We start from the raw sequence: 23,576 nt of genomic DNA on the forward strand, positions 1-23,576 counted from the left end.
TACTCAGACGGAAAACTCCAGCAATGCCGCCAGCGCTGCTTCCGCTTTTTCTGCCTGCACAAAGATATGGTCGTGGTAGTAGGCGGCGAGCAGGTTGGCACTAATGCCTTTCTCTGCCAACTTCGTAGATACTGCGGCCGTTAAACCCACAGCATCGAGGCTTGAATGCACCGTCAGGGTTATCTGGCGGTAGACACCTTCAAATACCATGCTTGCAGAGTCGGCCACTGATTTCTCCAGCAATAAGGTCAACCCTTCAGCTTCCTGAAAAGTAGCCAGTGGGGCTAGTTCAATAAAATCTGCAAGCTCACCCGAAACGGTGCAAAAAACAAACTCATCTTGCATAAGCTTTGGCTTCATGGAAGCTAAAAGGGCGTCTAAATCAACCATTCCCGCCATGCAATTCTCACTATCAACGTCCTATCAATACCACTCAATGTATCGCGTCCCTGGATTCAAAAGAAGTGTAGGGTGGTTCAAATTCTCACAAGTGCCACTTTTAACATGGACTGTATTTATATACAGTCTTGCGATTCGGATAACCCCAATTCAGGAAAAACATGAGAGATTCATTGCGCACAAAAGTTATTGAGGTCTGTAAAAAGAAAATCCTGACGAAAGGAGATAACGTGAACGTCTCCTTGTATGCATTCTTTGCGAACAAAAATGACGACCCAGAACTACTCATGGAAGCGGCGACTTGGTGGATAAAAACTCACGAACTCGACCATTTTGTTAAAGCGCGGGATGTTATCACCCTGGTCGAAAACGACAGATAAATCAGGCTCAGCGGTACCGAGCGAAAAAATAAGGATTCAGGCATGTCTATCATCAGCCACATCACACTGGGTACTAATGACTATGAAAGAGCGTCAGCTTTCTACGATTCGGTATTAAAGCCTTTGGGAATGACACGTGTACCCAAACCACCCGGTAAACCACCGCTTTACGCTAAAGATGACCAAATTCCGTTCCTTTATATCTACAAACCCATTGATGGTAGGCCAGCAACTTGGGGGAATGGTACTCATGTCGCCTTTAAAGCTGAAAGCCGCGAAGCGGTCGATGAGTTCTATGTAGAAGCGCTGGCGAATGGCGGCGCGGATGAAGGTGCTCCGGGTTTACGTGAGCATTATGGGCCGAACTACTATGCAGCGTACGTCAGAGATCCAGACGGCAATAAGCTCCAAGCAGTTTGTTACGAATAGAAAATGGCGCATCAGCGCCATTTCTTTTGTCATCAACTGACGAGAATCAAGAGAAGAAGAATAGGGCGCATAACCCTGTTACGCGCCCCTAAATACCCTTAGTTCACGATTTCTGACAGTAGATCTTTATTGACTACAAGGTTACGCACGCCGTGCGCATGTTCTTCGTCAAAGGCATTGCCTTCACACCATTCACCAACGGTTTCAATATTTACTTTGGCCACTTTCGGACGAACGCTCCAGGTGACCTGGAATGGTGAGCCTTTCTCGTTGTAGCCAGGGCCTGTGGTTGAGCCCATGTATTGAATTGGCTTACCCGTATTAGTAGGAATCGCGACCGCCTGATGCACGCCATCTTGAACTTCATGCTCTGTCAGCTCTTCAAAGTCGTAAGCATTTTTATCGTTCACCAGCACGTAAACCTGCGTTTCTACGCGAAGCTGCGGGTTTTTGTTGGCATCACTCAAACAAGCACCAAGCGTCGGGCCCGGTTCAACCTGCGCCGTTGAGTGAACATAGTGAACTTCAATGGTATCACCAGGTTTCAGGTCGCCATGCTTGCTTGGGCAAACCTTGTTTTTTACTGGTGAGAGTTCAGCATCTGACAGCTTGCCAGAGTAGCGGTAACCGGTGTGGTAGCCTTCACCGTCACCATTGCCGGCATAAACAGTAAATTCGCCACCTTTGTGCTCAGCATTTTTGTGGAAGTGGATGTTACACAGATTCATTTCTGTGTAAGACGGTGCAGTGCTGAACAAAGTGGTGTTATTGCCTGCTTTAGAATCAATATCACGCGGTGATTGAGGACCAAATCCTTCATCTTCCGTGTTTTCAGCCAGCTCTTGACGTTGCTCTGAAATAACAGCGTCTGATACCGGCGCGTTTGCGTCTTTTGCCAACACACCGAATGACGTTGTTATAGCCAATGTAATGATGCAAAGGTTGCTTGCTTTCATTGGTTTATCCCTTATTAATTGAAATAGTTCGATAGTGTTCTCGTGGAATTCATTGTGAAAAAACAACCTGATAGTTTCACATGTCCTTAAGGCAGTTTTCCGTTTACTGTGAACACATGACGAGAGTAACGAAAGTCAGCTCAGATGTTCATAGACGAAGTTAGCCAGTCTCAAATCTTTACGAGTAATTCTCTGAACTGAAGCAATTGGATGTATCACATGGCCAAACATCTGCGGATGGTGTCATGTTTGGTTGAAAGTACGAATACAGCTAAACAGTAAACTCATAGGCCAATCTATGTAGATTCGTCCTGAACCGAGTCGTTAATATACAAAACAACATTAGTGCGCATTATCTATCTTATGTTAAATATGATATGCAGCTATGCCAAATATGACTCTCCTACGTCTGTCATTACCCACTTTCTTGAAAGATTTCAGTCTATTGAACGTAATTATCTATTTACCATAAATAGATAATTACCCATTCTCTAAGACGCTCATCTTGGATCATTCTGTTCCAACTGAGCTCTTCGCGTCTCTGCAATTATCTTTTTTGAAGAAGCGCTGGCCGTTTCTGCGTCATCAGCGCTTTTGTTTAGAATGATTTTCCTAACGCATCATCCGCTTCAGACGACTGTCGTAATAGAAATCGCGTTGGTCGATGATTTTGACTTTGTGGCTGTCAGGATGTGCGGGATTAATCAGAAAGTTGTATTCGCTGGCGATGATCGCTGATGGTAGCTGGATGACTGGTGTCGTCATATCTCGAAGCCAGGCGGTTCCGTAGTTACGTGACGTATCGGCATCTGGGACAGCGTCCCAACCATTTGGGAGTTCTTGCTCTGAGACTCGTTTGATTGGTAGATCGTCGGGTATGTAGATGGTCATCATAACTAAAGGAGGCATTTGAATTGGGCTTTCATGAACAAAGCGTTCAAGCGCAGCCAGAGAGCGTGAGCCTGCAGTGTAGAGAATGGGTTGGCCTTTCTGATGCCAACGGCCAGAACCAAACATGCCCCCCATCCCACTGAGATCAGCAAACCGCTTAACAGAAAGTCGAAACACCTCCATTAGGCGGTCATGCCATGCATCAGTCGGTTAAGCACGTTTTCTACATATTGGATACCTGTATTAGTATCCAAATAGTCAACTGCTGCCTTCCCGCCAAAAGCGACTTGTGGCGTTTTCAGCCAACCTAGCGCTGTATCACGGTCTTCATAGTATTCGACGGCTAAATCGACCACTCGGCGAATGGCCAATGTTTTTTCCGACTGCGAAGGTGTCAGTAAGTCAGAGTCGCTTTTGCGCTGGAGACTTCGTGGACTAAGGCCAATTAAAGTGACCCACTCACCACTGCTCATCGCCATTTCTTTCATCACCTTGCGCGCATGTTTGACTTTCAGCCCATGGCGGATGATATCCAGTTCCATATCCTGATTGATAACCTGACCTTCTTTTACGATGCCAAGAGACATTAACTGTTCTGCGTACATACCAACCTCCAATAACTTTTGGTTAAATTATGTGCGTCATTTGTCGTATTGTAAAGCGACACTTGTCGTAAGGAAAAAGTTGTAACACGGACTGGATCAAAAGAAGCTATAGTCTAAGGTATCTGAAAATTCGTATGTTTTTCTGTGCAAGCGCTTGCTTGAAAAGAGTGCGGCTTAGATAAATTAAGCCGCAAGTTGGCAAAAAAGGTACTTATTTTTGGTTAGCTACAAGAGCAAGAGGGATTGCTCTGTAGTGGAGTTACGCAGTTGCTTTGAACTAACCTTAACATTGCTGCGGGAATATATAATAACCACAATTAATACAAGGCATATTCAAATTGCGCTTATAGTGTGCTCACTCAAGTTGATATCGTAAACAGTGATATTTGTATAAATCATTACGGATTCTGGAAAGTTAGGTAAAGCATGACGTCTTTTAAGAAATCTCTGTCAATGATAAAGCCCATCTCCCACTTTTTAGCAGTCGTGTCGAACCAATCTGTCACGCATGCTGGAGAAGCGCTGGGAATTGCGCCATCAAGGATTAGTGAATCTCTCAAATACTTAGAAGAGATTTGGAATGTTCAGTTATTTCGCCGTGAAGGCCGTCAAATGAAACTGACGAATGCTGGCCAACGAGCTTATGAGCGATACCACCACTTGGTTTACACCTTACTCGACACTGTGAGTGAGGATATCGATCCTGACGCCATTCCTTCGGTCTTATCTATTACCACGCCCGTTGATATTGGTACCCACCTGATGCCGAGCGTTATATCAAGCTTCAATAAGCAATACCCGAACGTGGAAGTGAAACTGTTTGCTTCCGATCAGGTCATGGATATGTCTGAGGCCGATATTGATTTAGCTATTCGCGTAGGCAAGCTAAGAGGCAAAGCAACAACCGAGGAAGAGGTGATCATGAAAACCCGCCCTTTCCTGGCAGCTTCTCCAGAAATCATTCAGAACATCCGTGGGGGTCTATACCCTGAAGGTGCGCCTTTTATTCGTTTGTTGCGCCTACCTGAAAGTAAAGAAATGAAGCTGAAAAGTACGGACGCCATGCTCAAGTTAAAGACTGTCGCAGCTTCAGACAATGCCACTGCCGCACAACAAATGGCCTACGACGGATTGGGAGCTGCTCTGTTTACCGGTTTGCCAACTAAGCCTTACCTGGAAGAAGGAAGGCTGGAAAAGATAGACCATGTTGTGATGCCTGATATTTACATTTTTGCGAGTTGGCCAGGGCGGCGTATGACTCAGGGTGCCAAAGCGCTTTTAGAGCTGTTCAAACTGGAGTTAAACGAGCAACTAAAACTATATGGGTAAGCGAGACCGCTTTTTCACCTGTCCAAATGCAAAGCTGGATTCAATGGCTGCAATATTGGGAAGGCGGGTCAACTCTCTGCGAATAAACCGTTCGTATGTCTTGAGTGACTCACTCACAACATGAAGTAGGTAGTCGTGAGTGCCCGTCATGAGGAAACACTCAAGCACTTCATCCATTTGGTCGATTAACGACTCAAACTTCACCATGTTCTCTTCCGTGGGCTTTTCGAGTTTAACCAAAACGAAGACGTTGATAGGCAAACCACATTTTTCCTGATCAATGTGAGCGTGGTAACCAGTAATTATTCCCTTTTTCTCCAACGCTCTCACCCGGCGCAAACAAGGCGAAGGGGATAGTGATACACGGTCTGACAGTTCCTGATTGGTTAGACGTCCCTCTTTTTGCAGCTCGTCGAGAATCTTCTTATCAATGCTATCAAGATTATGCTCCATGCCCTGCTCTATCCTTACATTAGTAGCGCTAGATAATTAAATATTGGCAGATACTGCCATTTAGTAACAACTATAGGGTGAAATTCGCAATCATCCTTATCGTTAGGTCGGCTAATTTATCGTTATACCTACTACGTGATTTAGTGAAGGGAACAACGATGAACAAAGCCACTCAACTCAGCCCACTACGCAATACGACAAAGCTGGAAGGTGCAGCGTCTCTAGCAACGGAGCAGGCAAAGCACTTCGGCATCGACACTGATTCAGACTTTGGCCAGGCATTGGTCTCCCTCGCAACCACCTTATATACCGCTAATCATCACACGCATGATCTTTGGGCAATTACCTTAGATGGCCTTAACGACTTGGACAGAAATGACCGCATAGCTTGGTTCAACGCTAAACGGTTCCTGTCATTTCAGTTAGCGAAAATTCTCGACAACCTACAGAACCCGATGCGTGCGACTTATAAGTCCATCGCAACCAAAAACGGACACTTCGCAGCAAAAGGGGCTTACCCAATATTTGATAATGTGGCTGCGATATTCTCAGCAGCGCCGGTGATCACGCGTACTGCTACCTACCTATTTGCCTGCACAGAATGGGTAGAAGATGCCTTTAATGGCCGGGAACCGCTGCACGAAATCTATTCCCGTCTGCTGAACCCAACGTCTATCGCGTTGGCTAACCATATTGTCGATATCGAAGCGGGAGACATGGCGGATCAATACCTCGCTTGGAACTTCAACTCCGGGATGGCAGCGATTGATGGCTTGCTAAGTCATTTGTTAGGCCGTGAAGATATTGTCTTGGCCTCACGCAACATCTACGGTGGCAGCTACCAGTTACTACAAGATTGGTATCGCAAATCCTCTAATCTGGATGTGGCAATAGAATGGGTAGATGGCTACGACGCAGCAACTTTTGCAAAAGCCATGGATGCAACGGCGGAGAAATACGCAGACAGAATCAAAGCTGGCCGCCAGATCTACATATATCTTGAGAGCCCCTGTAATCCCCATGGTTTCGTTTTGGATGTCGTCGGAATCAGCAGAGCCGCCCATGAGCGAGATTGGAGTATCATGGTAGACGCTACGGTTGGCACTCCTTTTCTTCATCCTGTGTTAAAAAGAAGTGACCCTATGGAGCGCCCCGACTTCGTTATTCATTCGTATACGAAAGAATTGGCGGGTTCAGGAAGCACAACCGCTGGTGTAGTGATTGGGCGGAATGAAGACATGTTTATTCCGAAAGGTGACAGCGTAACCTGTAAGACACCTAGTGGAAAGAAACGTGAAGTAAGCTGGAATAACACCTTGTTCTGGAACGTCTATTACATTAAAGGCGCTTTTCTTGATGCCGACAAAGCGTTTGAAGTCTTGAATGGCATGAAGACCTTTGAATTACGTGTACTGCAAAAAGCCATCAATACCCTGTCGCTGGCGCGCATATTTGCACTTCACCCAGATATCAACGTGTCGTGCCCTGCACTGCCTGACAGCCCTAACTACCCTTTGATGCAGTCTCAAATGCGCCTTGGCTTACCGGCTTCTCTATTCACCATTGATATGGAAGGGAAAGCGGACCGTCAACCTATTGATCAGTCGTCATTTAAACAGTTCTTCGACATGTTGGAGCCTGCAATTGGTATGCAGGTTAGTCTTGGGCAAACCAACACAGTTGCGCTGTGTCCTGCTATGACGACACATTCGGAACTATCAAGTGCTGCTTTAGCCGATGCAGGTATCAAACCGACAACACTGCGCATTGCGGTAGGCTTAGAAGACCCAAGGGCTTTCATTGCTCATATGCAGCGTGCAGCTGAAATGACCATTGATGTGAAACACCCTGGTTTCTCGGATCTTTTCCCGAGCGCAGACAAGATTGATGACATCTACAGAAAAACGTATTTGGATGTGCAGCAGCGCTTTGTTGAACATCTACCAAATTACTCAACATTGATTCAGTGAGAATTGGCAACATAGCTAAATACGACAGGCTGCTAAGGATCCAGCTCTTCAGTTGCATTCAAGTCTAAGGAGGAAGCGCTGGACATCATGGTTGTGCCATCACGGTTAAGATAACAAAGGGTGACCTGATACTGAGGTCTAAGCGTCAGTGGTTCCAGCTTTGCGATTTGATTGACTAATTGGGTATTTGGTTCACAACCTTCATCACCAATACGGTGAAGTTCTCTTTCATATTCTCTGCTGGTCATTTGGCTGGCGCGAAGGATCTCAATTTTCATCGCGAGTCTTCGTTGTTCGAAACTTGAGTATTGGCTAGTGAGCAATTTGGCAAGCGTGTCTTCAAGCATATTCACTTGCTGGGGAACGAGTACTGTGCCATCAGATGCTTCCAGTGCACTTTGCGCTTTAACCATTTCCAAAGAAATAGACGGCAATACTTCCAAGTACTTAGTTAAGAGCACTCGACTCGATTCGGACTGTCTCTGCATCACCACATCAGACGCTATCGTACCCACGGCAATCGACAGGAAGATCAGCGTTGGTGAGGCAGTGAACTTAGCTAACCACAGCATGACTGAATAAGAAAGTAAAATGACTAATTATGCTTAAATAAACCACTTAATCGGATAGATATTCTTAATGTGATTCTTATCACCAATTGGCATATTAGATCAATTAAAAACCACCCAATCCCACCTTGCTATTTTACTTCTCCTAAACATTTACTAGGAATTTAGTTTGTTTCATATATAAGAATGACCAGAATATTTGCAGCTTAATACTTTTCTAATTCTAGTGTTAATTTCTTACCAATTTAATTGGTTCTCAATATTGCTTCATGTGCCACATTTAAAGATTGATGAAATAGTTATTTAAATTCATCTGTTAACACCACCCTATATCGGCATGCTTTACAGCGGTGCAACGAATGCCCCACGAGAAAGCGCTTGCAGGCATCTGAATGAATTAAAGAAAGTAAAAACCATATTTGCATATTTATTTGTACACCATCTGTCGATATTATTTTTAGGCTAACAAAATTCGCGGAATAAATTATCAAAGGGGAATGAAGTTAGAAAAGTGTGAGCGCTTTATCTTGTTATAAAAAATGCAAAATCGAGGGGTCGAAATATATTGCAAATATGTTTATACGTGAAATAATCCGCAGCGCAATGGTTGTTAACAATCATGTAACACAGCATGTTGCGGTAAGTATGAAGCTATATAAAAAAGAAAAGGACTCGGTAATGAAACGTATAATGACGACTGCTGGACTTTCGTTGTTTGCGAGCTCAGCCTCTGCGGCAGGGATCGATGAAGCAATCAATGAAATAGTCGCTCCAATTGTAAACCCATTCGTGGGTATGATCTTCTCCTCTGTTCCACTCCCCTTTCTAGATGCTGAAGCGCCATGGATAGTAATGTGGCTGGTTGTTGCCGCTATCGTATTCACGCTGTATCTGGGCTTTATTAACGTTCGTGGATTCACTCACGCAATCCGCCTTGTTAAAGGTGACTACACCGATCCAAAAGAGCCAGGTGAGGTTTCGCACTTCCAGGCGCTTGCGACCGCACTTTCCGGTACGGTTGGTCTGGGTAACATCGCAGGTGTTGCTGTGGCGATCTCTATCGGTGGTGCAGGTGCAACCTTCTGGATGATCCTTGCGGGTCTACTTGGTATGTCTACCAAGTTTGTAGAGTGTGCCCTTGGTGTTAAATACCGAAACACTAACCCAGATGGTTCTGTTTCCGGTGGTCCAATGTACTACCTGAGCAAAGGTCTGGCTAACAAAGGTAACCCAGCATTTGGTCGTACCCTCGCCGTTTTATTCTCAGTTTGTGCGGTCGGCGGTGCTTTGGGTGGCGGTAACATGTTCCAGGCTAACCAGGCGTTCAAACAAGTTGTTGGCGTTACCGGTGGCGACATGTCTTTCTTCGCGGATAAAGGCTGGTTGTTTGGTCTTATCATGGCGGTTATCGTTGGTGTGGTAATCATCGGCGGTATCAAGTCAATCGCGAAAGTGACTGAGAAAGTCGTTCCTTTCATGGCGATTGTTTACGTTGGTGCAGCTCTGATTATTATCCTGATGCACATCGACCAAGTAGGTGCAGCATTCGGCGCAATCTTCAACGGTGCATTCACTGGTGAAGGTGTTGCGGGTGGTGTTATCGGTGCCATGATTCAGGGCTTCAAACGAGCCGCGTTCTCGAACGAAGCAGGTGTTGGTTCGGCGGCAATTGCTCACTCAGCAGTAAAAACCAAAGAACACATGTCTGAAGGTTTCGTATCTCTGCTGGAACCGTTCATCGATACCGTTGTTATCTGTACCATGACTGCTCTGGTTATTATCATTACCGGCCAGCTGTATGAAGGTCAGGAGCTGAGCGGTGTTGCACTGACGTCAGCAGCATTTGAAGCTTCACTGTCTTGGTTCCCTCTGGTTCTTGCAGTAGCAGTTGTACTGTTCGCGTTCTCAACCATGCTTTCTTGGTCTTACTACGGCCTGAAAGCTTGGACTTACCTGTTCGGTGAGAGCAAGCGTGCAGAGATGATTTTCAAAATCATGTTCTGCTGCTTCGTTGTTATCGGTGCATCGATGAACCTGGGTCCAGTTATCGACTTCTCTGATGCAATGATCTTCGCAATGGCTCTGGTTAACATCGTAGGTCTGTACCGTCTGGTTCCAGAAATCAAAGCGGACATGAACGATTACCTGGCGCGTCTGGAAAGCGGTGCTATCCAACGTTACAAAGGCTAATCGAAAACCCCTCTTGCATAACAAAAAAGAGATGCCATTTGGCATCTCTTTTTTTATGTCTTTCTGGAAGGAAAATTAACCGCCGGCCAGTTTGACTGTGTGACCTTTCTTCTCAAGATACGCTTTGATTTGGTCGCGCTTGTCACCCTGAATTTCAATCACGCCATCTTTTACGGCACCGCCACAACCACAAACTTTCTTTAGCTCAGCGGCGACTAGTTTCAGTGCGGCATCATCAATGTCCAACCCTGTCACCAGACAAACCCCTTTGCCTTTACGGCCTTTGGTTTGACGCTGAATCCGAACGATCCCATCGCCTCTTTCACGAACTGGCGCCTGCTTTTCTTCCTTAATACGCCCGGAATCGGTTGAATACACCAGGCGGCTGTTATCGTCTCTCATATTTCACTCTTTGACGCTTGTTGATAGCACCAATGCTATCAAAACTCGCACTATCAGAATACGTTAACGACGGAATTAGCGTGAAAGCGCATTTTGGTCGATAAACTGCTTAATCTTCGGTAAAGGGCCTTTGAGAAGCTGCCCACGAACCAGTATGTACCAAAGCCCTGGTTGTTTATCGTCACTCATAATCTGAATGCCTTTGTACATTTCCGTTGAAGGCCCCTGAGCAGAGCGAAAAGTCTGTCGCCCAAATTCAGAGGGTTTTCGGAAAATCCTCGTGTCGCACCACCAGTCAATACACTGTTTTACGCCCAGCATCGTTCCAGATACCGTTCTTCCTGCGACAATTGACGTATAAACATCGTCCTTACATTCAATAGTATGACCACGATGAGAATATCGCTTTTTCATTCGCTACCTGTTCTATGGATTGCTTACCCATTGACTTAACCGCCAAGGATCAGGCAGTTAGAAGAAAATTGAGTATAAATTTGTTATCGGGGCGATTTTAATGAAAAAGAATGGATAGTTCGACAATTAACGTGACATCTGCCTAAGATTTATCGTCTTAAACACGACTCGATAAATGGTTGGCAACAAAAGCATTAAGACTTGGTAACGAGCTTTTTGTCGATAAAATTTTTCAACGCAGGAAGAGAACCTTTCAGGAGTTTTCCCCTGACCATCATGTACCAGCCCTTTTCATCTTCTGGGCTGTCATTCATGATTTGAATGCCTTTGTACTCTTCTGTCTTCTTCTCTTTAGGTGCATTGAATTCTTGTTTATCGAATTCATCCGGCAAACAAACCACATTGGTTTCACACCACCAATCAATGGACTGCTTCACACCCAGCAACGTGCCTGTTACACGCTTGCCGCCTAAACGAGCACTGTATTGATGTGTTTTTTCATCGGATAACTCGATGTTGTATCCACGATGGTATAAGCGCTTTCTCATCAGGCTTCCCCTCAAGGAGCTATATCCAAGTTGACAACGACACTCCTTTGGCTTCATCTTGGATACAAATAAATGGATTACACGCAACAATATACGTATCACTATGTAAATTAGACCAAATAGCGTTAACAACCAAATTTCTGACTTTTGGTAGACTAGAAATACTGACAATTCTTCATGAGTTTATGTGATCAGTCGCGCTTTCCATATCGCCTTACGAATGGAATAATCGAATTAACAAATTTAAGTTATAGTGCATTAAATTGAAAAAGATAGAACCTATTTCTGACCCGGTAGCAGCCAAAAACAGCATCTCGCTATTTAAACAAGGAGATGTGCCTATAGAAGATTGGCAAGCTTTGACACTCGGGTTGTATAGCAAGAATTCACTACTCAGTTTTCAAAACGATTGGCAGGTATTTATTGAATATTGCCGAGAGGTGAATGTTTCCCCTCTGCCTGCTGCCGTCACCGCTGTTCGTCGCTTTGTGGATAGCAAAGCCACAACGCGTAAAGCATCCAGCATTAAGCGCTATATCATTACGATTTCGATGTTGCATCGTATCCATGCCCTTTCTGATCCAACTCGTCATAGAGAAGTGCGTTTTACGCTAAATAAACTTTACCAAGAGAAAGCAGACGAGGCCGGTCAAGCCAATGCTTTTCATTACCATCATCTTCAATCGCTACATTCAAGACTTAGCAACAGTGATCGGCTCAAAGATATCCGGGACTTACTCATTTGGACCCTATGCTTCGAATGCATGTTAAAACGAAGCGAACTGGCTGCTATCCAATATGACGACATTGAGAAAACCGACCTCGGTTATACGCTCCGCATTTCAGATAACGTCATGGAGCTTTCTTCGGAAGCTTCGGGTTTGATTGAACAATGGTTTGAAATGACGGCAATATCGGAAGGCCCATTGCTGCGCCGAATCAATAAGCACCAACAGCTTGGTGATGCACCCATGGATCACTCATCGATTTACCGCGTTTTCAGGCGCGCAGCCGAAGAGTTAGGTGTTCAAGGTACATTGACGTTTTCGGGTCAATCACCACGGGTTGGCGCGAGTCAGGATTTGTCAGATTCAGGTCTGACTATCAAAGAGATTCAACAACAGGGAAGATGGAAAAGCCCCGCCATGCCAGCTCAATATGTGGGAAATAAGCAGGCTCGTGACGAGGCAATGGATAAGTTTAAACGTAAGCTGGATAAGGATTAGGAACCGTTGGTTTTAGCCGAAGTTAACTCCCGAGCGAATGCAGCTAGCCAAATACTCAGAGAACGTATGACCATTGTGCTCAACGAGTTTTGGGAACATTGAAATCGGCGTCATACCAGGGAAGGTGTTGATTTCGTTCAATAGCACCTCACCCTCAGGCGTCAGGAAGAAGTCGATACGCGACAAATCTTTGAGCTTCAGGTGAACAAACGCTTTCTCAGCGTACTCGCGCATTTTCTCAACCTGGTCTTCCGTCAGATTTTCTGGCTCTACGGTCGTTTGGCTGTGGCTTCCCGCACTGTATTTCTCGTCATAGGTATAGAAAGTGTCTTCAGGACAAGCAATCTCACCTGGACGCGTTACAACGACTTCACCGTTATAATGGTACGCCGCGATTTCCAATTCTCGTGGACGAACAGCCTTCTCAACCAGTACCTGATTGGAGTAGCCAAATGCACCTTCGACAGATTCTCGCACGGCTTTCTTATCCGTCACTTTATAGCAACCAACAGAAGAGCCCTGACACGCAGCCTTAACGAATATCGCCCCCCAACGCTCAAAAGCCTCTTCTGCTTTTCAATGCTTTCCTCGTTGTTGTCCGTTAGGAAAACATAGGGGGTATTGGGTATGCCAATCGCATCAAACCACAATTTTGAAGTGATCTTATTGAAACAGACGTTGCTGGCTGACGAATCGCAGCCCATGTATGGCACACCTGCAAGCTCAAACAAGGACTGGACATCCCCTGTTTCGCCGGGAAAGCCGTGGATACAAGGGACGGCATAATCGATATTAATGATCTCGTCACCGACTTTGAGGGTTTTATCCAGATTCAGTCGGCAATCTTGTCCTTGACCGTCTTTCCAGCCTTCCTCTTTGGTGATTTCAACGCGAATAACTGAAACGGATGGCAGCTTTTTTAATTCAGATTCCAGATAGTTTGCTGACACCATCGATACTTCGTGTTCAGCGCTACCGCCACCACACAGCAACAATACTTGAGTTGGTTTCATGACCATTCCTACTTCGCCCTGGTAATTCGTTCAGGGATAACAAATCCAATCGCACAATCCGTGAGGCACCTACAATACCCAAACACATTCGCGCTTTCACTCAATCAAACGCAAATAACTGACAATTTTTGCGTGATCGCGCAAAAACCCGCCGACCACTGGCGCAGAAGCCAACGTTTTGTCTCGATTGCTTTTTAAAGGCGACAAAAAAGAGAGCATTAGCTCTCTTTTTTGTGAATCACTATTCCGATACTGCTATTCAGTTCAAACGCTTAACTTCAGGGTTCGCAGACGATTTAATCGAAGCAAACGAGCGGATAAACGGCCCATATTGCTTGATATCATTCGGCAGTGCCTTTAACGCATTTTGTGCCTCAGATTTCGAATTAAATTCGCCATAAAGTAAGGTGTACCACGGTAAGCCATCAACCATCTTTTTATTTGACCAGACCGGCTTATCGGAAGGCAATTTGTTCATGTACTCACTGAAGCCTTTGTTATGGCTCAGTGCAATCACTTGAATGGTGTACGTGGATGACGCTACAGCAGGTTTTTTCACCGGCTTTGGAGCCGGCTTAGGTTTCTTCTGAGCCGTCATAACAGGTTTTGGCGCTGGCGCTTTAGGTTTCTCAGCTGCAACCGGTTTTGGCATAGGTTTCGTCATTTCTGGTTTTGAAGCCGGTGCCATGGTGTCAGTCACTGGCATGACTTCTTCTTCCGAAGACTGGGTCAAAATCTGTGTGGTACTGGTTCCACCAGCACAACCAGCAAGCACAAGTGTGAAAGCGATCGAAAGGATTTTCTTCATGAATATTCTACTTTTAGGAGCCACTGCCTTTATTCTGTACCCACCCCGCCATTCATTCAACTTAAACCAAGCGCACTCTGATAAGTATCTGCCACATGTCACACATCATTTTGCGGTTATGGGCAATCACGCGATGCTTTTCGTTACGGATCACAGCCATGCTAACCGATTGAATCATCGTGCCGTGAAAAACAGTAAACTGTCTACGGGTTACCAAGTCGGAGAGCGAAATGACCAGCCTGGATACGCTGTTTAAACCAAAATCAATTGCCGTTATCGGCGCTTCTGACACACAGGGACGCGCCGGTAACGTGATTATTCGCAACTTACAGTCTGGCGCTTTCCAAGGGCCAATCATGCCAGTTACCCCGAAATATCAGGCTGTGGCGGGGATCCTTGCTTATCCAACCATTGAAGCGCTGCCTCTGGTTCCTGATCTCGCCATTCTATGCACGCAGGCTTCTCGCAACAGCGAACTCATTCGCCAGTTAGGCGAAAAAGGCGTGAAGGTGGCTATTATTCTGGCTGCAGGCATGAAAAAGACCAAAACAGAAGACGGCCGCAGCGAATTTGAAGTGATGAGAGACATCGCCTCTCAATACGCGATGCGGGTAATTGGCCCAAACAGCCTCGGTTTGATCCTGCCTTGGTTGAACCTGAACGCGTCATTCTCTCCCATCCCCGCTAACCGCGGGAATATCGCATTTGTTTCCCAGTCAGCGGCGGTATGCACCACCATTTTGGATTGGGCACGTAACCGTCGGATTGGCTTTTCTACGTTTATTTCTTTAGGGGAAGCCAGTGACATCGACTTTCCCGAACTGCTCGATTATCTGAGCCGCGAAAGTAAAACTGACGCCATTCTTTTGTATATCGACAATATTCAAGATGCCCGCGCCTTTATCTCCGCTGCAAGAGCGGCTTCCCGTAACCGTCGTGTTTTGGTTTTAAAAAGTGGGCGTACGCCGGAAGGTGCATCGCTTCTTCCTCACTTACAGGAAAATGAAATTGGGCTCGATGGCGCATACGATGCAGCGATTCGACGTTCCGGTATGCTGCGTGTGCGCACTACACACGAATTGTTTGCGGCAGTAGAAACCCTGTCGCACTCTGTGCCACTGCGTGGTGAGCGATTAGCGATTATTTCCAACGGAGGCGGCCCTGCGGTGATGGCCGTTGATACCTTGTTGGAAATGGGTGGCAAACTGGCTGTACTGAGTGAAGAAACCAAAGCCAAGCTGGATGCCATCCTTCCTGCAAGTTGGTCTCAGTGTAACCCTGTCGATATCGTGGGTGATGCGGACACGGAGCGCTACAAGAAAGTCACTGAAATACTGTTAGAGAGTGATGAAGCCGATGCACTCCTCATTCTTCATTCTCCCTCTGTCACTGCGCCTGGCTTAAAAACAGCAAAAGCACTGGCAGACATGCTGAAAAAGTCTCAGCGAGCAAAGCGTTTCAACATTCTCACTAACTGGCAAGGTGAAAGTGATGATGCCACCGTAGCCAGACTCGCTTTTGCCCACGCAGGCTTCCCGGCTTACCGCACCCCAGAAAGTGCTGTTACCGCATTTATGCACTTGGTTGAATACAGAAGAAACCAGAAGCAATTAATGGAAACGCCAACCTCTATCGGCCAAATAGATTATGACGTTGAAGGTGGAAAAGCGCTTATTGAACAGGCACTGGAAGAAAACCTGCGCATCTTAACCACCCATGAAGCCCGTCCTTTCCTTTCAAAATACGGTATTAACGTGATGGCAACCTGGTTGGCATCTGATGCTGCTGAAGCCGCGCAAATCACTGAACAGGTTGGTTATCCTGTCGCAGTTAAACTTCGTTCACCTGACATCGCACATAAGTCCGATGTGAATGGCGTGATGCTGGATTTAAACAACGCCACCGAAGTGGCTAATGCAGCTCAGTTAATGTTGAACCGAGTCAGCATGACCTATCCAACGGCAAGGATTGAAGGCCTGCAAATCCAAAGCATGGCTAACCGTGCGGGCTCACAGGAACTTCGCGTTTGCGTTCGCCATGACCCCGTTTTCGGCCCAGTAATTCTATTGGGTGAAGGCGGCTCTGAGTGGGATGTAAACCGAGATGCTGCCGTAGCCATTCCACCACTCAACATGGCGCTTGCAAGGTATTTGGTCATTGGTGCCATTAAGAGTGGAAAGCTACGCCAACGGGGCCATCCGTACAATTTAGATGTCAATGCGCTTTGCCACTTTCTCGTGACACTGTCACAGGTTTTGATTGATTTTCCTGAAATCACTGAACTGGATATCCACCCATTACTCGTGACCGGCGACAGCTTCACTGTGTTGGATGCTTCTATCAAGCTGAGCCCCTTTGATGGCGATGGCAGCACCCGAATGGCGATTCGCCCTTACCCGAAAGAGTTGGAACAACGTGCCGAACTGAAAGATGGCCGAGCCATTCTGCTGCGTCCTATTCTTCCGGAGGACGAGCCTAACCATAAGGCCTTTATCGAGCACGTCTCTGTTGAAGATCTCTACAAGCGTTTTTTCTCAGATGTGGGCGAGTTGAACCACGAAGCCTTGGCGAATCTAACGCAAATTGATTACGACCGCGAGATGGCCTTTGTCGCCGTTCACCGTTTGGAAGATGGAAGCGATGAAATTCTGGGCGTTGTCCGGGCGCTTGCTAACCCAGACCATACAGATGCTGAGTTTGCCGTGTTGGTTCGCTCTGATCTTAAAGGAATGGGCCTAGGCCGTATTTTAATGGAGAAGGTGATCAGCTATGGTCGGGTGAGTGGCATCAAACGTTTCAACGGTATGACCATGCCATCAAACTCCGGAATGATTGCACTGGCTCAGAAAGTGGGCTTTGAGATTGACGTGCAATTGCAAGACGGCATCGTCGAGATGGACATGGCACTGTAAGCACTTCCGGAACACGCAGTCAAAACCCAAAAAAGCCGCATAATGCGGCTTTTTGTTATCTCAATAGTCCATCTCAGGCAGGTAAGGTGTAATCCACCACAATGATGTCTTCAATGTGCGGAACAAACACTGCTTTCAACGCCTCGTGTTCAGGGTGAAACAAATAATTCTGTCGCCCTTCTTCATCAGCAAAGGTCATGAAGACAACATGGGTGTAACCTTCGTTTTTCCCTTCTGGGCTGTCATTCTCCCCCCATTCAACAGAGACGACGCCTTCAACACGTTCGGGCATAGACATAAACTCTTCGCGGATTTCTTCGTGATCGGCTTCATTAGAAGTCGGTTTGAATTTTACCAACAGCAAGTGTCTGATCATGAGGTGCTCCATGCAGTGATTTAAAGGCGATTTCCATTGAGGTGAAAGAAAACCTCAAGTCCTGTTTATCCTACTTTCTCTGACGGGATTGGCTGAATCACTTTTAGTAATCGCGGAATTTCGCGGATCATCCAGCTCTTCGCATTTCCCATACGGTTGCGTTTCCAAGCCATTACCCAATAGAGCTTGTAAGGTTCGCTGCCTTTGATGACTTTCAAGCGCCCTTCTTCAATATCTTTATTCACCCACCAGTCTGGCATGGTTCCGATACCATAACCGTCCAGAATAGCGTGGTATTTCTCCGTCATCGAAGAAACCGTTAGGCGTGGCTGTTCATCTAGGATATTGAATGTATACGTCTTGGCATTTCGCGCAGAATCTGCAACCGAAATACTGCGATAGAGACGGCGAACATCCGCATCATAAGGATTGGAATGACGGTGAATAGGATGATTCGCAGCCGCTACCCAATAGCCATCTGAAAAGCCGATTTCCTGCATTTTAATCCCTGGAGGCGCAGCAGGCGGTTTGGGGCTAATGAGAATATCCGTGCGGTCCTCTTCCAGAGATTCCCAGGCGCCAGCGAGGATTTCTTCCTGCAAACGAACACGCGTGCTGGCCTCTCTACCCAACTTATCCACCAGCGGGAAAAAGTGTCTCGCAGTGAGCAAACCATCAAATGCAATGGTGATATCCAACTCCCAACCATGAGCCAGAGACTTAGCATCCGCCACCAATTCATCGGCGGCATTCATCAGAATCCTGCCTCTTTCAAGCAGCAATTTCCCTGCATCGGTGAAAATCGCTTTGTGACCGGAGCGGTCGAAAATCACCAAATCCAGCTCCTGTTCGAGCTTTTGAACCTGATAACTTAAAGAGGAAGGCGCGCGATTAAGAGACTCAGCTGCAGCCGCAAAGCTTCCTTTGCGGTCGATAGCATCCAGTACTTGAAGAGCTTCGAAAGATAGCATGGGTTAATTCGTTCCTTGTTCTAGTTCCAAAGCCATTTTTGATGTTGTTTCGGGCTTAGGTCTTTATATGACCCGATAAGAGCCATTTTGTATTCGTTTCGGGATACACCAAAAATTATGACTATTTCAAATGTGTCACAATCAGCTGATAGAAAACAGAAAAATCTTCTACATCAGTAAATCCGTGAAACACACACCTCCACTCGCTCGTTATGTGTCTTAGGCTTAATAAAGAGGTGATTATGAAGTTAGACCGCATTGAGATTTCTGGTTTCAGAGGCATTCGCCGCCTGTCTTTAAGTCTTGATGAGCTTACCGTGCTCATCGGCGAAAATGCGTGGGGTAAAAGTTCACTGTTAGACGCCCTTTCCCTTTGTTTACCCTCATCAGGTGAGCATTACGAATTTGTCCGCTCTGATTTCCATATTGACCATACGCTTGGCAACGCGCAAACCAACCAAATCCAGATCATTTTTCGTTGGATTGAGGCCTTTTCCGGTGAGCATAGAGCGCGCCGTTACCGCCAGTTCAATGAAGTATGGAACGGAACTGACAACAACGGACTTCGGCGGCTAGATTTCCACATTAATGCGCTTCACGTTGACGGCAAGATCACCATTTCCCGCGACTTTCTCGATGAGCAAGGAAAGGTCATTGAGACCCCAAACAGTGAAGCCCTCGCCCGTAAGCTGATTCTTTTGCATCCTATTATCCGTATTCAGGATGCACGTCGTTTACGCGACAGCGACCTTGATTTGAATGGCAACAAAACCAGGCTGGAAAAACGGCTGGAAAATACGGTTAAACGACTGCAGCAGAAACCCGGTCACGTGAATAAAGGCGAAGTCCGCAGCGGCTTGAAGGCCATGAGAACGTTGCTCGACCATTACTTTGCGTTTGACAGCCATAACCGTTCACCCGCGGAAATCGAACCTTCCCGACACCTGAACATGCGTGCGAATTATGTGCATCCACTTGAGATGGTGGCCAATAACACCTCTAATCACAGCCGTCTTTTGTTAATGGGTTTGCTAAGTACTTTCGTTCGTGCCCGTGGGCCAAAACAACTCAAAGCCAACGCGCGTCCTATTGTGATCTTCGAAGATCCGGAAAGTCGACTACATCCAACCCTGCTTAATCAGGCGTGGCGACTTATCAGCATCATGCCAATGCAGAAAATCCTGACCACCAACAGTGGTGATTTACTATCTGCAGTGCCACTCAACAGTATTCGACGTTTGGAACGTGGCGCGACACAAACAGAATCCCATCAAGTTCCACCGAATCGTTTAAGCAAAGACGAAGAACGTAGAGTGTCTTTTCATGTCCGTTTTCACCGCCCAAGCGCCCTATTCGCTCGATGTTGGCTTCTGGTAGAAGGTGAAACAGAAGTTTGGCTGTTCAATGAGATGGCACGCATTCAAGGCTATGACTTAGCGGCGGAAGGTGTCCAACTGATAGAGTTTGCTCAGAGTGGCTTGAAACCCCTTATCAAACTCGCGATTGCTTTGGGCATGGAATGGCATGTGATTGCAGACGGTGACATGGCAGGCCAAAAATATGCCCACACAGCGCGGAGCAAACTAGACGGGGAAAAGGAAAAGCACCGACTGACTGTGCTTCCAGACAGAGACATCGAGCATTACCTGTTTAACCACGGATACGAACCGCTGTTCCGGGAAATGGCGCATATTGAGGGTAATACCTACATTGCTCCTAAGAAAATCATTGCGCGTGCATTGAAAAAGTACGCCAAACCCGATGCTGCATTGGCTATCATCGAATACACGGAGCAACATTTAGAAGATGATATCCCGCTGCTTCTCAGATGGATTGTGCAGCGGGTGGTGAGTATGGCGCGGGGAGCGGGTTAATCCTGCTTCTCGAAGAAGATGGAGATCCTTCCTACCTCAATACCAAACTTCTTCATTGAGGTTAGATTGAAAGCACGCTTTTCGTCCTGACGATAAAGCCAGTCGTCGAGTGTCAACACATACGTACTGTCGCCGACTTCCACACTGAGATCGTAAATCCAGTTCAAGGCATTGCCAGATTCACTTCCCGTTGCGATTCCCACAACATCACCCGCCGTGCCTTCATAGCTGCCGTCTTCGAGCCGAGTGATAGTCCAAATCCGTTTTTGTTTTTCACCATCATCAAAAACAAAGTCTTCATCCAAGGTGATTTTGTTACCTTCAACGGTGCCGACGATGCTGACTTCAAAACGACGGGTTTGCTTCCCGGTATAATCCTGCACCATTCCCCAAGCCAAGGTCTCTCCTTCAAAATACTCAAACAGATTAAAGGCGGGACTCGTCGCTTTGTAATCTTCTAACGACGCTGAACAACCAACCAATGCGGTGATCAATGCAAAAGCAGCGATGAGTTTCTTCACTCAGAATTTCCTCCAATTAAAGCAAGACGAAGTGATGGGTAGGCAGTGGCTGGTGATAGCCAAATCGCGGAAAAAGCATTGGCGAGGTTGGCATTGTTCAAGGTGCCTGTTGGCTCTGCTTTTCCTTGTTTGGGTTGATAGAAAAACTGGCCTTTGTCCTGGGAAAGCACATAGATCAGTCTGTCTCCCTCTTTGACGTTCGGCCATACGCCCTCCATGTTCGGCAACCATGCTTCAATCTGCTGTTGACTGAATCCAAGGTGTTCCCACTGTTCTACTGTTGCATCGAGAAGATCGTCCGCATCAATGTCGCGGCTGTATGTAATGACAAGCGCCAGCGGATCACCATTGGCGGGTTCGAACTGACCACTTGGCGTGCGGAGTTCGCTGTCATAGATTTTCCAGAATCCCCAAGTCAGAGATGCCGCGCCAACAGGTTTCCACCAAGCCCAATCTTCTGAGGTTTGCATACCTGTGGGGCTGGCTGTTATTGGTGCAGACAGCGTGAACGCTATGACGAACGCAGAAAAAAGTGCCGTTATTCTTTTTCGGCCAGCGACTTTCCCGTCATGGAAAGATGTGATTTTGAACATGCCTCCCCCTTCCCTGAAAGACGTTTTAAGATGACAAGAAAAACAACACTGTAGATGAACCAAGCAGCAGCAAGGACAAGGGCAGTGTTTACAAGCGTCATAGAGAACTCAACCGCGCCAAGGCGCTCTCCTCCTAGGTAGCTCCCTGCTCCACCGACAGCACCAACAATGGCTAGTAGCCAAAGCGGCTTTTCCATCAGCCAATCACGAACCAGCCAGATGTACGTTCCAAATCCTGCCCAGAGGAACCCAAGCCATAAAGGCATGTATGAGGTGTCGAAATTCAACACTTGTAAGTGGGTTAATACGCTGTCGCCTGCCACACCGATCAGCGTAAAAAGCGGCGTAGCAAACAACACGCCTCTATCGAGCAACACAGCACCGATAAGGGCAAGCACCAGGAAAGGAAGCATGCTGTTTTGACCCAGCACAGCAGCGAACCAGTAAGCATTGAACGCCAGTGATATCAAGACAACTCGCATACTTCCCCCTTACTTACATCGAAACTACTCGCGCCAATCAGGACGGCTTAACACCAGCTGGACAGTGCTGATGGTACGCTCTCTGAATCCGCCTTCGCAGTAACAGAAGTAATAACGCCACAAACGGGCGAAACGCTCGTCATAGCCCAATTCGGCGAGCTCCGTCAGGTTGTCATTGAAGCGCTGGTGCCACTCTTCAAGGGTCTTGGCATAATCCAGGCCAATGTCCTTCAAATTGCGCATCACAAGGTCACTCTGGCGGGTAAATTGGTCCAGCAACACGCTAACGGAAGGCAGGAAACCACCGGGGAAAATGTGCTTTTGAATAAAGTCCACATTGCTGCTGTAGTGCTCGTAACGTTGGTCAGCAATGGTTATCGCCTGAATGGCCATCAGACCATTTGGTTTTAACAGAGACTCACACTTCTTGATGTAGGTCGTCAGGAACTGTTTGCCTACCGCTTCGATCATTTCAATGGAAACAAGCTTGTCGTATTGTCCTTCCAAATCACGATAATCTTCTTTTAGAAGCGTGATCCTATCGCTTAGGCCTTCTTGCTCAACACGACTTCTCGCCCATTCATATTGCTCGTTGGAAATCGTCGTTGTCGTCACGCGGCAGCCGTAGTGTTTAGCCGCGTGAACTGCCATACCGCCCCAGCCGGTACCTATTTCTAAGAGGTGGTCAGAAGGCGTCAGTTTGAGCTGTCGGCACAAACGATCCATTTTGAGGAACTGAGCGCGTTCTAGCGTATCGGTGTCACTCTCATAAATACCGCTGGAATAAAGCATCTCCTGATCCAGGAAACGTTCGTAAAGATCGTTACCCAAATCGTAATGAGCGGAGATATTGGAACGCGAGTTCTCTTTGGTATTGCGATTTTTCCAATGCGCAAATTTGGTAGCAATATTGGCAATCCATCCCACTTTGCTTTCTAGTCGATCCAAAGCTGGCAGGTTTCTGCACACAGCACGGATGACAGCGGTTAAATCGGGAGAATCCCACCAACCATCGATATATGCCTCGGCTGCGCCAATACTGCCGCCTGTCAGCACACGACGGTAAAATCCTGGGTGGCGGATAATCACTTCTGCATGAAGATCAGCATTAGGATCACCCAGCTTTTGAGTCTGCCCGTCGAAGTCGACCAAGGTCAATGAAGCGCCTTCAAGGTAGCCAAACGTGGAAACCAACATGCTTCTTGCGAAGGTATCCTTCTTCGTGACTGGCCAGGCTGATGATTCGATATTACTTGAATACATAA

24 protein-coding genes and 2 pseudogenes are annotated in these 23,576 nt (G+C 46.7%); 9 read left to right on the forward strand and 17 right to left on the reverse strand.

Going from position 1 to position 23,576, the window contains the following annotated elements:
* Positions 1 to 3 precede the first annotated feature (3 nt).
* The gene (locus tag G5S52_RS01935) at positions 4 to 399 is read right to left on the reverse strand and encodes an ACT domain-containing protein (protein WP_165011554.1); all 396 of its coding nucleotides are present in this window, start codon (positions 397 to 399) and stop codon (positions 4 to 6) included.
* A 161-nt stretch (positions 400 to 560) separates the two neighbouring features.
* Here G5S52_RS01935 and G5S52_RS01940 point away from each other — a divergent pair, with 161 nt between their 5' ends.
* Both G5S52_RS01940 and G5S52_RS01945 read left to right on the forward strand, forming a co-directional pair.
* Positions 561 to 779, forward strand: coding sequence for a DUF6500 family protein (locus tag G5S52_RS01940; RefSeq protein ID WP_165011555.1), 219 nt, complete (start codon positions 561 to 563; stop codon positions 777 to 779).
* 42 nt (positions 780 to 821) lie between these two features.
* Positions 822 to 1,208, forward strand: a complete 387-nt coding sequence (locus G5S52_RS01945) for a VOC family protein (protein ID WP_205743734.1) — start codon at positions 822 to 824, stop codon at positions 1,206 to 1,208.
* Between the two features lie 98 nt (positions 1,209 to 1,306).
* Here G5S52_RS01945 and G5S52_RS01950 read toward each other — a convergent pair whose 3' ends face one another.
* From G5S52_RS01950 to G5S52_RS01960, 3 genes are all read right to left on the reverse strand, one after another.
* Positions 1,307 to 2,164: a delta-class carbonic anhydrase gene (locus tag G5S52_RS01950; RefSeq protein ID WP_165011556.1), complete on the reverse strand. Its 858-nt coding sequence runs from the start codon at positions 2,162 to 2,164 to the stop codon at positions 1,307 to 1,309.
* 612 nt (positions 2,165 to 2,776) lie between these two features.
* On the reverse strand, positions 2,777 to 3,238 hold the full coding sequence (locus G5S52_RS01955; RefSeq protein ID WP_165011557.1) for an RES family NAD+ phosphorylase: 462 nt from the start codon (positions 3,236 to 3,238) through the stop codon (positions 2,777 to 2,779).
* Positions 3,238 to 3,660 carry an Xre family toxin-antitoxin system antitoxin gene (locus G5S52_RS01960; RefSeq protein ID WP_165011558.1) on the reverse strand — a complete coding sequence of 141 codons (423 nt, stop codon included), beginning with the start codon at positions 3,658 to 3,660 and terminating at the stop codon, positions 3,238 to 3,240. Before G5S52_RS01960 ends, G5S52_RS01955 begins: the two co-directional genes overlap by 1 nt.
* 453 nt (positions 3,661 to 4,113) lie before the next feature.
* Here G5S52_RS01960 and G5S52_RS01965 point away from each other — a divergent pair, with 453 nt between their 5' ends.
* Complete coding sequence (locus G5S52_RS01965) at positions 4,114 to 4,989, forward strand: LysR family transcriptional regulator (protein WP_165011559.1); 876 nt, start codon at positions 4,114 to 4,116, stop codon at positions 4,987 to 4,989.
* Here the strand turns inward: G5S52_RS01965 and G5S52_RS01970 are convergent.
* A complete protein-coding gene (locus G5S52_RS01970) occupies positions 4,978 to 5,442 on the reverse strand; it encodes an Lrp/AsnC family transcriptional regulator (protein WP_062664302.1) in 465 nt (154 codons plus the stop codon). The genes G5S52_RS01965 and G5S52_RS01970 overlap by 12 nt on opposite strands.
* Positions 5,443 to 5,600: 158 nt before the next feature.
* Between G5S52_RS01970 and G5S52_RS01975 the strand changes: the two genes are divergently transcribed.
* Positions 5,601 to 7,412 carry a trans-sulfuration enzyme family protein gene (locus G5S52_RS01975; protein ID WP_165011560.1) on the forward strand — a complete coding sequence of 604 codons (1,812 nt, stop codon included), beginning with the start codon at positions 5,601 to 5,603 and terminating at the stop codon, positions 7,410 to 7,412.
* A gap of 32 nt (positions 7,413 to 7,444) precedes the next feature.
* Here G5S52_RS01975 and G5S52_RS01980 read toward each other — a convergent pair whose 3' ends face one another.
* On the reverse strand, positions 7,445 to 7,984 hold the full coding sequence (locus tag G5S52_RS01980; RefSeq protein ID WP_165011561.1) for a hypothetical protein: 540 nt from the start codon (positions 7,982 to 7,984) through the stop codon (positions 7,445 to 7,447).
* A gap of 675 nt (positions 7,985 to 8,659) precedes the next feature.
* Here G5S52_RS01980 and G5S52_RS01985 point away from each other — a divergent pair.
* Positions 8,660 to 10,171 (forward strand): alanine/glycine:cation symporter family protein, encoded by a 1,512-nt coding sequence (locus tag G5S52_RS01985; RefSeq protein WP_165011562.1) that lies wholly within the window; start codon positions 8,660 to 8,662, stop codon positions 10,169 to 10,171.
* Between the two features lie 75 nt (positions 10,172 to 10,246).
* Here G5S52_RS01985 and yciH read toward each other — a convergent pair whose 3' ends face one another.
* The 3 genes and pseudogenes from yciH to G5S52_RS02000 all read right to left on the reverse strand — a co-directional run bounded on the left by yciH (position 10,247) and on the right by G5S52_RS02000 (position 11,535).
* A complete protein-coding gene (gene yciH / locus G5S52_RS01990) occupies positions 10,247 to 10,573 on the reverse strand; it encodes a stress response translation initiation inhibitor YciH (protein WP_165011563.1) in 327 nt (108 codons plus the stop codon).
* A gap of 261 nt (positions 10,574 to 10,834) precedes the next feature.
* Positions 10,835 to 10,987 (reverse strand): annotated as a pseudogene (locus tag G5S52_RS24145) (DUF3319 domain-containing protein); the annotation flags it as partial.
* 194 nt (positions 10,988 to 11,181) lie between these two features.
* On the reverse strand, positions 11,182 to 11,535 hold the full coding sequence (locus G5S52_RS02000) for a DUF3319 domain-containing protein (RefSeq protein ID WP_165011564.1): 354 nt from the start codon (positions 11,533 to 11,535) through the stop codon (positions 11,182 to 11,184).
* Positions 11,536 to 11,798: 263 nt separating this feature from the next.
* Between G5S52_RS02000 and G5S52_RS02005 the strand changes: the two genes are divergently transcribed.
* Positions 11,799 to 12,761: a tyrosine-type recombinase/integrase gene (locus G5S52_RS02005; protein WP_165011565.1), complete on the forward strand. Its 963-nt coding sequence runs from the start codon at positions 11,799 to 11,801 to the stop codon at positions 12,759 to 12,761.
* A 12-nt stretch (positions 12,762 to 12,773) separates the two neighbouring features.
* Here the strand turns inward: G5S52_RS02005 and G5S52_RS02010 are convergent.
* Positions 12,774 to 13,774: pseudogene (locus G5S52_RS02010) on the reverse strand (D-alanine--D-alanine ligase).
* Between the two features lie 259 nt (positions 13,775 to 14,033).
* Entirely contained in the window at positions 14,034 to 14,582 is a 549-nt protein-coding gene (locus tag G5S52_RS02015) for an SPOR domain-containing protein (RefSeq protein WP_165011566.1), read from the reverse strand.
* Between G5S52_RS02015 and G5S52_RS02020 the strand changes: the two genes are divergently transcribed.
* Positions 14,581 to 14,838: a hypothetical protein gene (locus tag G5S52_RS02020; protein WP_165011567.1), complete on the forward strand. Its 258-nt coding sequence runs from the start codon at positions 14,581 to 14,583 to the stop codon at positions 14,836 to 14,838. The genes G5S52_RS02015 and G5S52_RS02020 overlap by 2 nt on opposite strands.
* The gene (locus tag G5S52_RS02025; protein WP_165011568.1) at positions 14,813 to 17,494 is read left to right on the forward strand and encodes a bifunctional acetate--CoA ligase family protein/GNAT family N-acetyltransferase; all 2,682 of its coding nucleotides are present in this window, start codon (positions 14,813 to 14,815) and stop codon (positions 17,492 to 17,494) included. Before G5S52_RS02020 ends, G5S52_RS02025 begins: the two co-directional genes overlap by 26 nt.
* A gap of 73 nt (positions 17,495 to 17,567) precedes the next feature.
* On the opposite strand, the gene G5S52_RS02030 is transcribed toward G5S52_RS02025, so the two are convergent.
* Together G5S52_RS02030 and G5S52_RS02035 are read right to left on the reverse strand one after the other, a co-directional pair.
* Positions 17,568 to 17,870, reverse strand: a complete 303-nt coding sequence (locus G5S52_RS02030) for a Dabb family protein (protein WP_165011569.1) — start codon at positions 17,868 to 17,870, stop codon at positions 17,568 to 17,570.
* A gap of 65 nt (positions 17,871 to 17,935) precedes the next feature.
* Positions 17,936 to 18,841, reverse strand: a complete 906-nt coding sequence (locus G5S52_RS02035) for a LysR family transcriptional regulator (protein WP_165011570.1) — start codon at positions 18,839 to 18,841, stop codon at positions 17,936 to 17,938.
* Between the two features lie 242 nt (positions 18,842 to 19,083).
* On the opposite strand from G5S52_RS02035, the gene G5S52_RS02040 reads away from it, so the two are divergent.
* Entirely contained in the window at positions 19,084 to 20,715 is a 1,632-nt protein-coding gene (locus tag G5S52_RS02040) for a DUF2813 domain-containing protein (protein WP_165011571.1), read from the forward strand.
* Here G5S52_RS02040 and G5S52_RS02045 read toward each other — a convergent pair.
* Genes G5S52_RS02045 through G5S52_RS02060 form a run of 4 tightly spaced genes read right to left on the reverse strand, consistent with a single transcriptional unit; the run spans position 20,712 to position 23,574 of the window.
* Entirely contained in the window at positions 20,712 to 21,236 is a 525-nt protein-coding gene (locus tag G5S52_RS02045) for a DUF3833 domain-containing protein (RefSeq protein ID WP_165011572.1), read from the reverse strand. The two genes, G5S52_RS02040 and G5S52_RS02045, sit on opposite strands and share 4 nt — an antisense overlap.
* Positions 21,233 to 21,829: a chalcone isomerase family protein gene (locus G5S52_RS02050; RefSeq protein WP_235956045.1), complete on the reverse strand. Its 597-nt coding sequence runs from the start codon at positions 21,827 to 21,829 to the stop codon at positions 21,233 to 21,235. Before G5S52_RS02050 ends, G5S52_RS02045 begins: the two co-directional genes overlap by 4 nt.
* Positions 21,775 to 22,311, reverse strand: coding sequence for a DUF2878 domain-containing protein (locus tag G5S52_RS02055; RefSeq protein WP_165011573.1), 537 nt, complete (start codon positions 22,309 to 22,311; stop codon positions 21,775 to 21,777). Before G5S52_RS02055 ends, G5S52_RS02050 begins: the two co-directional genes overlap by 55 nt.
* Before the next feature lie 24 nt (positions 22,312 to 22,335).
* Positions 22,336 to 23,574, reverse strand: coding sequence for an SAM-dependent methyltransferase (locus G5S52_RS02060; RefSeq protein WP_165011574.1), 1,239 nt, complete (start codon positions 23,572 to 23,574; stop codon positions 22,336 to 22,338).
* Between the last annotated feature and the right edge of the window lie 2 nt (positions 23,575 to 23,576).

Source organism: Grimontia sedimenti (assembly GCF_011045095.1).
Lineage (GTDB): Bacteria > Pseudomonadota > Gammaproteobacteria > Enterobacterales > Vibrionaceae > Enterovibrio > Enterovibrio sedimenti.